This window comes from Moritella sp. PE36 (assembly GCF_000170855.1).
In the GTDB taxonomy this organism is placed as follows: Bacteria; Pseudomonadota; Gammaproteobacteria; order Enterobacterales; family Moritellaceae; genus Moritella.
Genome location: NZ_ABCQ01000001.1, coordinates 277,617 through 293,373, shown reverse-complemented (window position 1 = coordinate 293,373; position 15,757 = coordinate 277,617). Strand labels below are relative to the sequence as shown.

The window sequence follows — 15,757 nt, the reverse complement described above, 5'->3', positions numbered from 1 at the left end:
GTTGGATATTAAACCTGAAGTAATCACGTATCTAGATTATTTATTTCATTACCAATACGCATCGTTGGTATGTTGATGCAGCCTGATTTAATCGCGCACTGAAGCATATATTACTTAAATGGTGATTAACGCATGGCTGTCAGCCTATGACTGTTAACACCGTTATCCATCAACTTAATGAGGTGAGTAAATATGTTCAGTGAAGTAATTGGAAAATCACAAGCAGTTAAAACAAGTTATAAAAATGGTATATCTACAACAACTATCGATTTTAGTATGCAAGGTGCTAAAAAAGGGGCAACAATTGGAGGCGTTATCGGGGCTAGGTTTGGTCCACAAGGCGTAATCATCGGTGTAATTAGTGGCGCGATTGCGGGTGCTGTATTTGGTGAGCCAGATTAACTTATTCAAACCGAATGAATAAACGATGAGAAGCAGGTGATATTGTCAGTGAGCTGGATTTATTTGGCAATATCATCAGCGCGAATGTAAATATTATCCCAATCATGAACCTGTTTAATTACCTAAAAATCATTTTCCAGTTGGATTTGGAAGATGATTTTTTTTGATTTATTGTAAAAATCACGCCATCAATCGATCAGATGGAGGGGAGAGTTGTTTCACTTCGTTCACCCCCTCTCCCCTCCATCTTAATACCTATGTTACTCATTATATTAGTGAATAAAATTACCCACTAATACAGACATACCTATAAATCACAGTCATTACCCGATATCAACCATCACCTCTAATTTTAGTAACTGCGTAATCAAACTCTTCAATAACCTTACGACAGCCCCAATTAGGTTTGCTAGATATACACACGGTGAAATAAGCGCGGATTTTACAGATATCAGGTATAGCACCATGCACCATTTCAATGTCGCTTACGACTGCATCGAACTCAGCGACTCTCGAATTTTTTCCTTGGTTGGCCTTTAAAACTACCCGAGATTTAAACGCTTCAACAAATAAATTAAATGTACTCATTTTTTATTTTCCCTATGGATTGTATAGCCCCTTAGATGAGACGTTAGGACTATTAAAATTTTAACTAATTTATTGTTGATTTCATTTGCTAGTTAAATGAGTACGTTTGATTTTTCGTTTTAGTTTATGTATTTATTTTATTATGGTTCAAAGAGTTGAGTAGGTGTGTGATTTACACGTAGGGGTAGATATAATAATGACACACACATGTCTAGCGCTGTATTATTATCAACATCATGCGAGAAGGCTTTCAACTATGGAGATTTGATATTTTGGCTAGACCTGTAAATAAAAAAGCGATGCTTAAGAAACAGTGTAAAGAGCACGAATCGAATATTAAAAAATCACTCAAGTTACAAGGTATTAATTATAATACTAAAGCCTTTGAAGCTGATGTTAAAGTACCTAAAATCGATGCTAAAACCTTTAAAGTTGACGATCAAAGCGATGGTTTTAAAATTCGTATTTATATTATTGACTATGTTTATAATGCGATTGCGGATGTTAAAAATAATGCTTTTGAGTTCATTGACGATGAATTTTGTGAGCTACATAGTTTGCCTAATTTAGATCGATTTCATGATGAATTAAGTGATGCTCAGGCCGTTTTCATTTCACTTATTGTCAATGAATTATATCCAGACATGGATGGTATTCTGGATAAACGACCAAATACGGCGATGTTATTACTTCCAGCTTTAGCTCATGATAAATTGAATAAAGCACGTAGTGCAATTGAGATAGATAATTTAAAAAAAGCGGAATCACTGATTGAAGAAGTTCGTGGTATTGCTGAAATGATTGTGATCGTTCACAGCTATTTTACCCCTGAACCTTATAAGCTGTTTAATAAAAAACGAGCAGATAAAGTAAAAAAGACATCTGCAATAAGAAGTGAGGCAGTGAAAAAATCATCTAGTTATGCGTATAGTAAGAAGTTAAATGTGTGTATATCAGTCTATGCAGAAGGTGTTAAATCTCTACTTAAGGGATGTGATCGTCCATTTGACTCTGAAGATATAATTAATTCGTGTATGAAAGGTTTCTCTGACTCTACCTCCATTGATTCTTTTGGTGTTGAGCGTTCTGATATTGCTCAGGTTAAACGCGTTGTTGTGGCTGAGCATGTTGTTTGCGATAAAGAACGAGACTTTTTTATGGGACTTTCTCAATTAGCGTTGGATTTTGAGGAAAGGTATGAGGAATTACGTTCTGCTGCTGAATCATCTACTACAGTGTTGTCTGATTTTGATTCAGAAGATATAGCTATGAATGTGTCTAATTTCAGACGAAATTTGAAGAAGATTTTAGATAAATAAGTTCATGATGATAAATTTCTTCCTCTCTAAGATAGTCCTTTTGTACTGAATATCGCAATCCGTTCCCTCCTATAAAATCCGTTGCATGTATTTAATTATGTAACGGAGTTTACTTTGTCTGCTAACACTATCCTTTTTACTGCTGATGCTTTTATAGCGCATCCTCGACCTAACATCGGTGAAAAACCTATTGTTAAGCGTCGTCTTGGTGCGCGTCATCAAAAAGTCACATTTTATCCGACCACTGTATCGCTAAGTATATCTAAGTCATTCAAAGGTCAGCGTACTAACCAAGTGATAGGACACTGGCCTGATATGAGCATTTCAGCATTTGAAAAACTTGCTAATGCTCGTTTATCTCAGATTGAACAAGGTTTTTACAATAAAGCCTCAACGATATTAGTTGGTGACTTCTTTATTGATTATGTGTTGCCGATGATGGAAGCGCACAATCGTGATATTAAAAGTGTTAAAACACGCTGGCGTCGCCTTGCTGGTGATATTGCGCGTCGTACTCTAAGTGATGTTAGCCGCATCGATATCACGCAGATATTAACTCAACTTGCTTTAGAGGTTAAAGGCTCCACCGTTAACCGCCACTTATCATTATTATCTCGTATTTTTTCTACTGCCGTTGATCTTGAGTTGCTGCACCGTAATCCCTGTAAAGGTATTAAAAAATGGCCTGAAGCTAATATACGTGACCGCGTATTAAGTGATGTCGAGTTATACCATTACATCGATAAAGCGATTGAGATTGATTCATTTCATTCTAAAGCGTTATTGGTGAGTCTCTTTCTGGGATTGCGTATTGGCAATGCTATTAGCATTGAAAAAATAATGATTAATAATGACTTCTCTCTTCTGTCTTTACCGCAAACAAAGAATGGCCGCGCCTATCGCATTGCTATTAATGAGCCAGCAAAAAAGCTCTTAATTGAATGCGCTGCTTTATCTTGGAACCATTGGCTATTTCCATCTGCCTTGAAAGATAACCAGCATATTTCAGCACCTAAAGATTGCCATGCCAAAATACGTGACCATGTTGCATTAGCATCAGGCTGTTATGAGCATGTTGTTATCCATGATTTACGTAGAACGTACGCAAGTCGTCAATTACAGCTGACTGGTGATGCGAGATTGGTTCAGCAAAACCTATTTCATCAAAGTGTCACTACTACTGAGCGATATGCTTTTCATGATAATAAGCAGCTTACTCAAGCTAGCCAAGATACAGCATTGTCGCTTGTATCTGGTCATCATCACGCATTTAATTTGGATTAAGGGATATCTCATGAACAACACTATTTTGACTAAAGCTGATTTAGCTAAGCGCCAACAACGTAGTCTGGAATCTATTACCACTGCTTGTTCGCGTAATCCATCTTCAGTGCCGCCTTTCTTTAAACTGGGTACTAATAAAAACAGTCCTATACGCTTTAGATTAAGTGATGTGATCGCTTGGGAGGATGAACTTGCTGAATTACAGAAAAAGCAGGTAGCCGAGCAAGTACAATCCTTAAAGCCACGCTGGATGATTTAACATATTCAATTAAGAACATAGAACATAAGGCTATTGTGACTACTCGTCACAATGGCCTTATGTTTATATACCGATAAATTTTATTAAGACGATGTTCTATCTCTTTAAAATACGCTTTTTGTACTGAATATCACCGTTGATTGCTTATTAGATAATAGCGTCGTTGTTAAGACATTTTGTTTTGACACTCATGGAGCGTTGCTCTATATGCGCTCTTTAACAATCTAAAACTCTTAATAGGAAATAATTATGACTACTATTAAACCACTATTTATTCGTACATCAAACGGTATCTTAAACGCTAGTGCTGGTACTACGGTTGTTCATTTTGAAGATGCTACTTTAATTCTTGATGCTCAGTGCCGTAAAATTATTTTTGATAACAGCGAAAAGTCACACGAGCTGTTTGAAAAAGCTAAACAGCGCGTTAAACCACAGAAAGATTATAGTATTGTGCTTGAGAATGGCGGTTTTATCGACGTGCGTATTATTAAAAATACATTTGTTTCACCAAAAACAGGTCATTTACTTGTGATCGGTTTGAATGAGCGACCACTTTGCATTTTTGATAAAGAGCAATACTCGGATATTTCAGGTCTTTCAGATGCTATTACTGATGTACTAATCGACATCAGTGATGACAAAAAAGTCTCAGCCATTCAATGGGCTGAATACCAAAAGTAATACCTTGGTAAATAATACACTTTTTTAATTAAGGCTCCCTAGGGAGTCTTTTTTGCGTCTGGAGAGCTGAAAAATGATTAACGAATTAATGGTATGGGAACAGGATGAATCAACGGTATCTGAGCTTAGTAACGAAGATACTGGATTATCATCAACATGGGATGAGGATAATTTATCTGATAACGAAGCAATGCTATCTGTTGCTGAGTATGAAGTTAGTCATTCTATTACTAAGGGCAAGGGTAAAGATAAAGCCAAGAAGGGAAAGCGTAGGGTTGGTACTAAGTTCTTTGAACGTCCAACTGTATCGCTGGATACCGAATACACTGAATCACCCTGTGGTACTTACAATCGTATATTGAGTTATCAGTTTGTCGTTCGGCATGAAGGTAAGTCATCCGGTATTATCTTATATCCAGAATCAACGAAGAAGTCTGGTCGATTAGCTTTGGATAAATGCTTAGTTTTAGCATTAGAAAAGGCAATGGCGGAAGATGTATTAACTTGCTGGCCTACCGATATTATTTTGGTGGCTCACTTTCTCAAAGCTGATCTATTTAACTTCAGTAACGCTTTTGACCAGTTGAAAACTCACGTCAAAGGTTTGAGGAAGACTGTAGCAAGTCTTGATGAGCCTTACGGTCTTGATCTTGATGAGGTCTTATCTCGTCGTATCGATAAAGAACCGTTGGAAGTTTATGATAAAACCCGCAATTACCACACCTTATACATTACCTTCTACGACAGCATGTTGCTATCTCCTAATGGTAAATCATTAGCGGATGTGGGTCGATTAGTTGGTCTGCCTAAACTTGATATTCCTGCACCGTATTCAATATCACGGATGGATGAATATCGAGATGCTGATCCTGAAGGTTATGCCGCTTATGCGATGAACGATGGATTTGTAACATCGCTTCATTTTGAACGTATCTCTAAATTCTGCAAAGATATAGGTTTGAAGTCAGTGCCATTCACTATTGGTGGTATTGCGGTTAAAGCTTTTGTAAATGGACTTGCCGACAGTAAAGGTTATCGCCAGTTATTCGGTTTTATGAAGGTAACTAAAGAGGTATGGCCTGAAGATCGTAATAAGCCACTGACGCTAACTAGAGATGTTCCTGTAACGGCAAGAATGACGTTGGAAAACTTCGCAACACAGGCATATAGCGGTGGTAGAAACGAGAGCTTTATCGCAGGTAGTGTACCTATTGATACGTGGAATGATTTCGATGCCCCAAGCTGTTATACGGCTATTTGTTTAGGTCTACGGAAGTTAGCTTATGACCGTATGTTTATGACCAAAAAACTGGAGGATTTATTCGGTGATAAATGTGCGTTGGCTTGGGTTCGCTTTGAATTTCCGGCCTCGACTCGCTTCCCTAGTTTAGCTGTGCGCTCAGATAAAGGCTTGATATTCCCACTTACTGGTGAAACGCACTGCACTGGACACGAGCTTGAGGTTGCATCTAACCAAGGTGCGATCATTACCATCAAACAAGCGTTCGTGATTCCTTGGGCTGATGATGTTCGTATCTTTGAAAACTTTATGGGTTGGGTGAGGGAGAACAGACAAGCGAATGTGAAAGGCGGCTTCGAAGAACGTTTATTTAAAGAAATCGGTAACACGCTTTATGGCAAGTTTTCACAATCTCTACGTCCTAAAACTGCATTTGATATACAAGCTGGTTACTCTAAACAGCTCCCACCATCAACACTAACTAATCCTTTCTTTGCTGCCTATACCACGGGACTTGCTCGTGCGCTAATGGGGGAAATGGTAGCTAGTATTCCTGACCATAGAACCGTCGTATCACTTACAACAGATGGAATGGCTACCAATGCAACTTTAGAAGAGTTTGATCTTAATGGACCTATCTGCCAACGCTTTCGTGAACATTTTCATCGCATTGATCCCAATGGTGGTGAGATTTTGGAATTGAAACACCAAGCTAAGCAGCTTATTGGGGCTAAGACTAGAGCTCAATATACAGTGCTGGAAAGTGAAGGCTTTGCGCCTATATTAGCTAAAGGTGGCGTAATGGTTGCCCGAAGTGTTGTGAACCAAAGTGCCTATATGGTTGACCTTTATTTAAATCGACACGTTGGACAGCTAACAGACGGATCACATTTAACATCTACTCGTGAAATGTTTATTGGGCGTAAAGACATGATGAATGAGCAAAGGGAGATTTTGTTAAATATGGAATACGACCATAAGAGGGAGCTTATTGATCCTGTAATGATTGATGTTAAAGGACAACGCCATATTAGTTTGCAGTCAAAACCGCATCATTCTTTAGACGATATGTTATTTACGCGCTTACGATTTGATCGCTGGCGTAAGAATAACTGTTTGAAAACGATGGATGATTGGATCACTTGGCATGACCGTCTAGCAATGGCTAAAGCATCAAAGAATAAGTCTGTGAACTTAAAAAAAGATGAAACTTCAGGTGAATATATGGCTCGTTTATTCTTGCGCTTTTACGGGTATGAGCATGCTGGTATACGTAAATCAGACATTAATGCTACTCAATTGGCGCTATGGCTCACAGAGCAAGGATATCCGACTAAGGCCGCTGCCGTTCGAGGGGCTGGAAGAAGCGATTTAGTTGAGGGGGCAGTACCTTTAACCGAGTTGACTATCAAGTTTGCTAAATTGTTGGTTGCGAAGTTCCCTAACTTCAACCCAGAGCGATTGTTTGAAGCATCATCACGACCTCAATTACGTGAAGCTTTAAAGCAATAAATAATATTTTTCGTAAATACCTATCTATTGAAGCCCTTATCGCATAAGGGCTTCTTTCCCTGTGTGATTTGGCTGTGGGGGTATAAATAACAATCAACACACACATTTCAAATACCAATTAATAGCTACATTCCGTAGCGAATTTTAACTTCAAATATAGAGAGTCAATATCATGGCCAAAAAACCAAAATATAATTTTTATGCTGCAATTAACGATAAAGAAGCTCGTATTGTAACTACATGGGCTGAGTGTGCTGCTATCGCAATCGGTAAACCTGGTGGTGATAATAAAGGTGCTTTTACTCTTGAAGAAGCTGAGAAATATCTTAAGCAGATAACTAAAGAACGTACCGCACGACAGAAAAGAAACAAGCCAAAGCGTGGTCGTAACACTAATTTACCACCTAAACCAAAAGAGGACTTATCGTATCTAGCTAAAGTTAGCGCACCTAAGCAGCCCAAAGTTGTCACCTTAACTTGTAAGCTTGGTACTGGTGGTCTTGGTTCAACGATTAAGAGTTTAGATTGCGATACGCATATTATTGAAACATCTACTGGTGCTAAAACTGCGCAAATGTATTTAGAGTTTGGTTATGCGGCATTAAAGCTGGCTGATTATCATATTAAACAGGGTGCTGATACCGTTGAAATTATCGGGCTGAATGCGAGTGTCGGTAATACCTTGAATAATTTCGCACCCAATTGGAAAGCCAACAATTGGCTGAACTCTGCTGGTAAATCTCCGGCTAATCTTGAGCTGGTGCAATCAGTATTCACATTATATGGGCGAATCAAAGCAAAGGTAACACTGGGCGTTAAACAGCCTAAAGCAGCCCATACAGACGACTTACCATTCTAAACATCTCATTATCTAACCTCATGGCTGTTGAGCTTGCCGAAGCTGCTGTGAGGTTATTTATTATCTTCTTTATTTTTATTATATTTCGGAGTTACAAATGAATATTGAAAATCGACTTATGGTTGATAGTGTTGAATACGATAGTCGTTCTGCTGCTGCCCGTCATTATGGTATTGAACCTAAATTAGTTAATGAACGGGTAACTAAATTCAATTGGTCATTAGCACAAGCTGTAGGTGCTGAATCACGACCGAGTAAAGTGCATAGTAAACCTGTTGAAATTAATGGCGTTAAATATAGCAGTGTTAGTGAAGCTGCTAAAGCACTGGGAATGGCTAAAACTACATTAGCGAGGAAGCTTAAGTCGGGTAATAACACTGAAGTACGCGAGCAACTGAAAGGTCAGTCAAAGCCAGTGTTCTATAACGGTAAGCTATACCCATCTTCTCGTCACTTGTTACTGGCGAATCCTAAGATGGTTGCTGGTGGTGATATTGAGAAGATGATTACGCTATTGAGCCAGAAAGGCCGTAGAGCTAAAATTAAAGGTGAAACGTTGGGATTGTCGTTGGATGATGTTAGTGCGCAACTCGGCGTTGATAAGCTGTGGTACATGGATGAATTTGGTGCTTGGGTTGATACGGTGCGTGACCGCGTTGGTGATGCCGGAATGTTAGAGATGTTTTATTGTTATAAGTAATAATACTGTAGGTATTTAAAATTATTTTGAAAAGGCACGATTACTACACTGAGCGTATGCGAGGTGTGGTTGTTGTGTCTTTTTTATATGAAATAGATTTTAGATTGATAAGTGGGCTGAACCATCATTTTGTTATGAAAAAATGATAACTGTGACACTAACCGTCATTCTTCTGTTTTTCATACCTCGCCAACACTTTAATTATAAGGTATCGTCAACTAAGTGTTTGTTTAAGCTAACTGTCCATGAAATGGAAATATATATAGCGCAGTGTGACATTTATGAATTTATTGGAAGAGTTTTTGAAGAAAAATGGTCCTTGTCTTAGTTCGGATTTAGTGCAGGAGTTGGTTGATAAGCATAATTTATCTTATGCTGCTGCTCGAAAACGAGTCTCCCGGACAGGCAAGAATATTCATCGATTAGAGGGGTTACCGCTTCCTCGAAACGTTAAATTTATTTATTTGAAGAAAGATTATCGCTCTCCTTTTTTTTGGAGTGCTTTGTATAAGGCTTTTAAAGATACAAATTCAGCTTATTGGTATGCGATTGCGGCACTAAAGGAGCGTGATGGTATCATGCCTTACGATCATTTCTTGATTGCGTGTGGTTCGCCATTTAGGCAGCAGAAACATATCCCACCTGAAAAGATTTTAGAGCGTCTCGAGATGCATGAAATATTGTCAATAAAGAACATTGATGGCTTTGGTCGTTGTATTATTTTGACTCAATGCGAACAGGAACTTCAATTTATTTTACTGGATTTAAGAGCTAGGCTGGTAGTTGAAAAACTCTTGATTAGTGCAGTATCGCAGTGGGCTAGAAATCTAGGTTTAGTCAGCTACAATATTTTCAAAGATAGAGATGGTGATGAACTTCCTGTTGTGAGTACAACCCTTTGGGATATGGCCGGACCATCATATATATCGCCTTTAGTAGAACGGGGGAAAGATGAAAACTCGAAACTTAAACCTGGTTTTTTTGCCTGCGATATTTTATTGAATAAAAAGATCAGCGAAGACGGGATTCAGCCCTTTTTAAGGAAGTGTAGAACTCTTAGGGGGCTTCCAAAGGTAGGTCGATGCATGCAAATGTTTGTTGCTAACGACTATCATCCTGAAGCGTTTCAGCAAGCAAAAGTAGCTGGAATATTGCCTGCAACAGTGGAAACTTTATTTGGTAAAGATGTTGCTAAAGGTTTAACGAACTTGCTTCAAACATTAGAAAATGCTGCCCGAGCCATAATTATCGAGCCTGAGAGGTTTAATACGTTATTTGATCAGCTCGGGAAGATAGAAGGTGCTGTTGGTAATCTTAGAGGTGTCCTGTTTGAGTATTTTTCAGCTACGGTGGTAGATAAAGCTTATCGTACTTTTAATGTAAGAATGAATGAAATCTACAAAACTAGCGATGGGCTAAGTGCTGAGTCAGATATTGTTGCTGAATTAAACACTGGCACAATATTGTTCATTGAATGTAAAGGACACCAACCGAACGGAACGGTGTCACATGATGAAGTGAAGAGATGGCTTCATACAAGGGTACCAACACTTAGAAAATATGCCTTGGAACATCCTGAGTGGAAACGTAAAAAACTTAGTTTTTCTTTATGGACAACGGGGTCATTCACTGATGAATCTTTGGCGTTATTAACGCAAGCAAAATCCGGCACTGGGAAGTATGAGCTAGATTTTTTAGATGCTGAGGGGCTTCTAGAAGTTGTTAAAAGCTGTAATGATAAGGAGATGTTAAGAACTTACTTCAAGTGCTTTCTTGATTATCCTTTGAAGAAACTTGAGAAAGAGTGGCTTACGCTCCCAATTAAGAGAGCATTAGTTACTTAAATTCAGATAGATACAGTACTGATATCGTAAAAATTGACATTAACGTTAATTACATTGGCTTTGATAAGCTGCGGTATACGGATGCATTTGATGTTTGGGTGGACATGGCTAATGATCGACTTGGTGATGCTATAGAGATTAAAATGATTTAGAAAAGGCACGATGACTGCACTGAGCGTATGTGATGTGTGGTTGTTGTGCCTTTTCTATATGTGATAAATTAATATATTTTGAAAAACTTATCTTTTGAAGAAAGTGTTAATATACTATTTTCACTAATAAAATCATCTTCTAGAAGCTGTATTTTATCATTCAGAATGGATATTACAGTCTGAATTTTTCTATTGTTTGCAAGTTGAATTAATTCAAATAATTTGTCTTCATCAGCTGGTTCTAAATAATCTTGTAATGTAAATTCAGGTAGTTTTGCTCCACTAGCTTTTACATATTCAACCATAGCCATATCGAAAGCCATAGACGCTGCTCTCGGAGCTCCATCACCTGAGACTTTGTCTTCATTAATAATTGAGAACTTCAATGAATGGTCTGATAATTTGCACACTTCCATCTCTAATGAGAATGACTTAAATATTTTTTTGCTAATTGCTTTAAATGGAATGTTAAATGATCTTAAGTTTATATTTAGTTCACTCATGTAAAGATCAAGTGTTCCTCTTAATTGGATAATCTGAGTGTTTACAGCTCTTATCTCATCTTCCATAGAGGCTATTTCATCAAGTATATAACTGATACGCCCACGTTCTTCCATTTTGGTGTGAATGGATTGCTCTATTAAAATAAAGCCACTAAGATGACTTTCGTTTGAGATTGATTTAAATAATTTTGTTTCTTTCTCAAGGTCTTTATTTAGCTGAGCCTTTAAAGCGATTAGCTCACTTCTAAGTATTTCAGCCTGCTTTTCAACATATTCTGCTTTTCTTACGAATATCGAATTATGAAAATCAATCGTTTCTTTTAGCGACGTTGTTATTTCAGGTATTAATGATGTGGCTTCATTATAAATAGCCATTATAGTTTGAGTATCAATTTGAGTTATTTTATTTTTGTAATTTTTTATTGTTCTTTGGTTATAAATTTCTTTGGTTTCTAGGCCTGCAATTCTACTTGATAGTGATGCAACAGTAGCTCTGTTTTTTCGAAGATCATCAATAGCTTGGTTCTGTACACCTGTAATATCATAAGAACTTGCTTTGGATTCTAAACCACTAATTTCATCATTTATTGAACCGAGTTTATTGTGAAAATCTAATTCACAACTCCCATTTAGCAGTGAATTAATTCGGGACTTTAATGATCCAACTTTCTGTTTAAGGTCGTATTCAAGTGTCAATTCAGTATGACCTTGAAAACCAAAGATATGTGAGTAAATTAAGGTGTACTCGTCATCACTTGTAAATGCATTGTTGAACTTAAATATATTCCCTGAAGTTCCTTTGTTTAAGCGTATAAACCTATTTTTTACAGTGTTATATGTTGGTTTTTCAGTGTTGTAGCCAAACAAGCTAGCTATTTTATTTTTAAATTTTTCAGTGGAATGGTAGTCTTCACCATTAACCCAGCTATATCTTTTTAATATGGTGCGTTTAGGTGTTATTTTTTGTTCAAATTTCCTTTTTATTGAATAGTTAACGCCATTGATTTTTAAATTTAGAAAGAATGTAACTAAGCCGCTAGTCACAAGATCGTATATCTTTGTATTGGTAACGCCTGAATCTGGATCTTTCCAAATACGATCTCCATCTGAACCTAGGCAGAAGTTGATAACCCGCAAAGTGGTGCTTTTTCCGATTTGATTTCCATTACTCCCTTCACTGGTGATTATATTTATTCCGTCCTGAAAAGTAATTTCACGAATAATCTGATCTCCGTTAAATACCTTTAAGTCGATTAATTGCATAGCTGTACATCTCCTGATTCAGTTAATTTTATTGTATCTATCAAGAACAACCAATCAAGACCGAACATTAGATAAGAAAAAGAAATTTCATTGTACAGTTCGCTGTACTTATTCATTATTATCAATGGATTAACTGATTCGAATGGATAATTACGCAATATTGTTAAAATATTAGCGCCAATTATTAGAAGACTCTTTTGAGGGGATTGGGAGCTAGTGATAATCATTCAGGCTTTTCCAGAATTTGGCAGTTTATGAATCCATAACACACTATAAGTTCTTGGGCTGCTTCTATTAACTCTATTGTTGAATTTATATGGCCTACTGAGTGTTTAATGATGTCTTTTGACACGTCAGTGATTATTTTGTCTGCGTTGGCGCATATTGCTTCTCTAACAGCAGCTTTATCTGAGGTATCTATATTCATCTCGATGAAGAGCTTCTTTTTACAATCTTTGTATTTTTTGTTGATAGCCCACAAAAATTTATTCTTTGCTTTAGGAGTTTCATTGTCTATACAGTCTAAAATCTCTTCAATCAGTGACATATAGCCGCTTTGGTCTCTGATTTCTTCAGCGTATACACGTACAGAGTTGTAATTAATCTTTATATCAATATCAGGGTCAATAAACACGCCTTCAACTTCTTCGTACTGTGGCTCATATACTGCAATAATTTCGTCTAGCAATGGATTTAGGATTGAGGGCAGAGAACCTAAAGCTTTTTGGAATGAAACATTAATCGGGCTGTTGGTGCCCGCGCTATTAATCGCAATACCACTTTCAGAGGCGGTAGTACTTGGACTACTAGGAAATATCATGGCTATTACTTTTTATGTATAGTGATTGGGCTATTTGTTCCAGAGCTGTCGATAGCATTACCGTTACCAGAAGCTGTAATTGTCTTGCTTGAACTTTTAGAGCTAGCGTAGACTAGGATTAATAAAACAAAGCTTGCAAATGCAATACTTAAACTATAGATGTATGCATCATATGTTTGTTCACTAGTTAAAGTGGAAAATATAGATATTGTCATCCATTGTTGGTTTATAGAATAAAGTAAAGCCGCAGCAATAGATGGAAGTATGCAACCTGCCTTGAGTGTTAATTTTAGAAAGTTAAGCATTTCAGTTCCTTTTAGCTAAGAGTTAGCATTAGTATACTGATTTTTTTATTAAAAGTTACTTTGTTTCATTGTCTTACATCTGATTTTGATAAGTTTAGATTGAATAATTAGATAGTTTTATTGCTCAACAAACGTTAAAAACAAATATTACCCTCCCTCAATCGACTTTAGACAAAATGCCTAAAAAATTGCAATTAAGATTTACATCAACGGTATTTTGGTAAATGCTGTTCCTGTGCGCATCCATGGCTAAAAGGATCCAATACAATCCCAAATAATGGACAAGAATATCCAACAAGATCCTAGTATCTATCACTACAGTAAAGGCGTCTCAAGGAATTCAAAATCCTCTTCCGAAAGGAGTGGCGGTTCAAGTCCGCCCTCGGGCACCATATTTAAGTCATGAAGCCTCAACGAAAGTTGGGGCTTTGTTGTATCTGATACAATGAAAAGCTTACGTTATTTTCCTTTAAGTCATATCCCTAAAAATACTCAGCAATAAACTCACGTTATCTCCCTTGACATTGTACTCCTGTCCATATCCGGTACTTTCGCATGCAGAATCTGTGCGCAAGGCAATCTCACTAAATCCAAGGCTGTCCTGTACTTTGAAGATTGTTAGTTTTGCGGGTGGTTGTCGGTTGCAGTATTAGCATGGGATTAGGGTCGGGAGAGTTCCAGTACTTTACGGTCCTCTTCCGGTCTTAGTCTTGTCCTTTGGGATTGCGATGTGTAATTCGGTTGATTTACTGATGGTGTAGACTGTTGCGTTATTATTTCGTAATTGGATTTCGTTGAAAGTGCCTGTCTCATATGGGGTTGTGGCATGTGTGTGATTAGCACGTAGGGGATAGATAACAAGTAACACACATCACTCACGATAATTAATGCAGAGTCGTATTGATGGTAATCATTAAGTTACTGTTATAGATGGATTCATAGTTAAATTTCAAACCTTGATAGTAGCAATCTAGAAGTGTTGCTGATATTCCCACATTGATATTGTCTCTGTCATTACGCGCAGGGTCGCAGCCATAATTAAATTGATAATAACGGCAATGTATCCATTGCTATAATACAGGTTTGAGATTTAGTGTAAGTGGCTGATTTTTAGGTGAGTAACGAATGATAGTTAAACTATTCATGTGCTTATTTAGTTACTTTAAAGTGTCAGAGAGCTTCTATGTTGGTGAGGTATTTCAATTCATAATTAGTACTATCGCAGTTCTTTGATGTTCAAACAATCTTCAGCAATCTTTTTTGCTGATACCTTACCAATACCATCTAATATAACCAGTTCTTCGACCTTTAATTCGGCGATTTTTTGCATTGTCGTAAAACCATTATTTTCCAATGATTCAGCTACTTTTTTATTAACGCCATCTATTATATTTAGATGATTTGGTTTGTCGAAATACCATATTTTCCTTTCAGTATCTGATAGGTGATTAGCCATTACGTCGGCAAGGTTATCTTTTTCCTCTCCTTTACTTCCACCGCGATTTAAAATGACATTTTTGGCAATGTATTTGATTTTATCATCAAGGTTATCGCCATAGTTGATAATTTTTTCCATTTTATCAATAGTGGGTAGGTTGCTCTCGAAAATAGTTCTTAATCCGATTGCAAATTTAATATAATCGTCAGAAAGGACATGTCCAGCATCGCTAGCAGCTTTATTACCGTCGTTGTCATAACTATAATCAGATCGAACTTTAGGAAGCCAAATACCGTCTTTAGCACCTCTGCCATAAGTGGGTGGAGCGTCGTTGCCTTGATAGATTTCACCGTGTTTTAAAAGCACATTAAGGGGAGTCCTGACCTGACAGGTAGCACTAAATATTAAGCCATCTACGATATCGCTATTTTGTTTTGCTAGGTCAACAAAATGAGCTGGTGCTTGAGGTTCTATGCTTTTGTTTTTAGTTACTTTCATTTCAGATTTTTTTCCAAAGAAAAAGTCGAAAAACCCCATGTTTTACTCCGCAGATATGTATTTGTATTGGAATGTTTGTAATATAAC

Annotated in this window: 15 protein-coding genes; 9 read left to right on the top strand and 6 right to left on the bottom strand. The window is 37.2% G+C overall.

Annotated features, from left to right (window positions below; all coding sequences use genetic code 11):
* Positions 1-192: 192 nt before the first annotated feature.
* The gene (locus PE36_RS01335) at positions 193-402 is read left to right on the top strand and encodes a hypothetical protein (RefSeq protein WP_006030130.1); all 210 of its coding nucleotides are present in this window, start codon (positions 193-195) and stop codon (positions 400-402) included.
* 333 nt (positions 403-735) lie between these two features.
* On the opposite strand, the gene PE36_RS01330 is transcribed toward PE36_RS01335, so the two are convergent.
* On the bottom strand, positions 736-990 hold the full coding sequence (locus tag PE36_RS01330) for a hypothetical protein (RefSeq protein ID WP_006030129.1): 255 nt from the start codon (positions 988-990) through the stop codon (positions 736-738).
* 272 nt (positions 991-1,262) lie between these two features.
* Between PE36_RS01330 and PE36_RS01325 the strand changes: the two genes are divergently transcribed.
* The 8 genes from PE36_RS01325 to PE36_RS01290 all read left to right on the top strand — a co-directional run bounded on the left by PE36_RS01325 (position 1,263) and on the right by PE36_RS01290 (position 10,691).
* Positions 1,263-2,309 (top strand): hypothetical protein, encoded by a 1,047-nt coding sequence (locus tag PE36_RS01325; protein ID WP_043993582.1) that lies wholly within the window; start codon positions 1,263-1,265, stop codon positions 2,307-2,309.
* A gap of 114 nt (positions 2,310-2,423) precedes the next feature.
* On the top strand, positions 2,424-3,593 hold the full coding sequence (locus PE36_RS01320; RefSeq protein WP_006030127.1) for a tyrosine-type recombinase/integrase: 1,170 nt from the start codon (positions 2,424-2,426) through the stop codon (positions 3,591-3,593).
* A 10-nt stretch (positions 3,594-3,603) separates the two neighbouring features.
* Positions 3,604-3,852 carry a hypothetical protein gene (locus PE36_RS01315; protein ID WP_006030126.1) on the top strand — a complete coding sequence of 83 codons (249 nt, stop codon included), beginning with the start codon at positions 3,604-3,606 and terminating at the stop codon, positions 3,850-3,852.
* A gap of 249 nt (positions 3,853-4,101) precedes the next feature.
* On the top strand, positions 4,102-4,536 hold the full coding sequence (locus PE36_RS01310; RefSeq protein ID WP_006030125.1) for a hypothetical protein: 435 nt from the start codon (positions 4,102-4,104) through the stop codon (positions 4,534-4,536).
* 73 nt (positions 4,537-4,609) lie between these two features.
* Positions 4,610-7,288, top strand: coding sequence for a hypothetical protein (locus PE36_RS01305; RefSeq protein ID WP_006030124.1), 2,679 nt, complete (start codon positions 4,610-4,612; stop codon positions 7,286-7,288).
* A 172-nt stretch (positions 7,289-7,460) separates the two neighbouring features.
* Positions 7,461-8,147 (top strand): hypothetical protein, encoded by a 687-nt coding sequence (locus PE36_RS01300; protein ID WP_006030123.1) that lies wholly within the window; start codon positions 7,461-7,463, stop codon positions 8,145-8,147.
* A 97-nt stretch (positions 8,148-8,244) separates the two neighbouring features.
* Positions 8,245-8,847: a hypothetical protein gene (locus tag PE36_RS01295; protein ID WP_006030122.1), complete on the top strand. Its 603-nt coding sequence runs from the start codon at positions 8,245-8,247 to the stop codon at positions 8,845-8,847.
* Positions 8,848-9,128: 281 nt separating this feature from the next.
* Positions 9,129-10,691, top strand: coding sequence for a hypothetical protein (locus PE36_RS01290; RefSeq protein ID WP_006030121.1), 1,563 nt, complete (start codon positions 9,129-9,131; stop codon positions 10,689-10,691).
* Positions 10,692-10,911: 220 nt separating this feature from the next.
* Here the strand turns inward: PE36_RS01290 and PE36_RS01285 are convergent, their stop codons facing one another.
* The 5 genes from PE36_RS01285 to PE36_RS01265 all read right to left on the bottom strand — a co-directional run bounded on the left by PE36_RS01285 (position 10,912) and on the right by PE36_RS01265 (position 15,709).
* Positions 10,912-12,609, bottom strand: a complete 1,698-nt coding sequence (locus tag PE36_RS01285; RefSeq protein ID WP_006030120.1) for a DUF2326 domain-containing protein — start codon at positions 12,607-12,609, stop codon at positions 10,912-10,914.
* Entirely contained in the window at positions 12,600-12,836 is a 237-nt protein-coding gene (locus tag PE36_RS24945) for an ABC-three component system middle component 6 (protein WP_006030119.1), read from the bottom strand. Before PE36_RS24945 ends, PE36_RS01285 begins: the two co-directional genes overlap by 10 nt.
* Positions 12,833-13,429, bottom strand: a complete 597-nt coding sequence (locus PE36_RS01275; protein ID WP_006030118.1) for a hypothetical protein — start codon at positions 13,427-13,429, stop codon at positions 12,833-12,835. Before PE36_RS01275 ends, PE36_RS24945 begins: the two co-directional genes overlap by 4 nt.
* Before the next feature lie 5 nt (positions 13,430-13,434).
* Positions 13,435-13,734: a hypothetical protein gene (locus PE36_RS01270; protein ID WP_006030117.1), complete on the bottom strand. Its 300-nt coding sequence runs from the start codon at positions 13,732-13,734 to the stop codon at positions 13,435-13,437.
* A 1,216-nt stretch (positions 13,735-14,950) separates the two neighbouring features.
* Positions 14,951-15,709, bottom strand: a complete 759-nt coding sequence (locus tag PE36_RS01265) for a helix-hairpin-helix domain-containing protein (RefSeq protein WP_006030116.1) — start codon at positions 15,707-15,709, stop codon at positions 14,951-14,953.
* Positions 15,710-15,757: the final 48 nt, after the last annotated feature.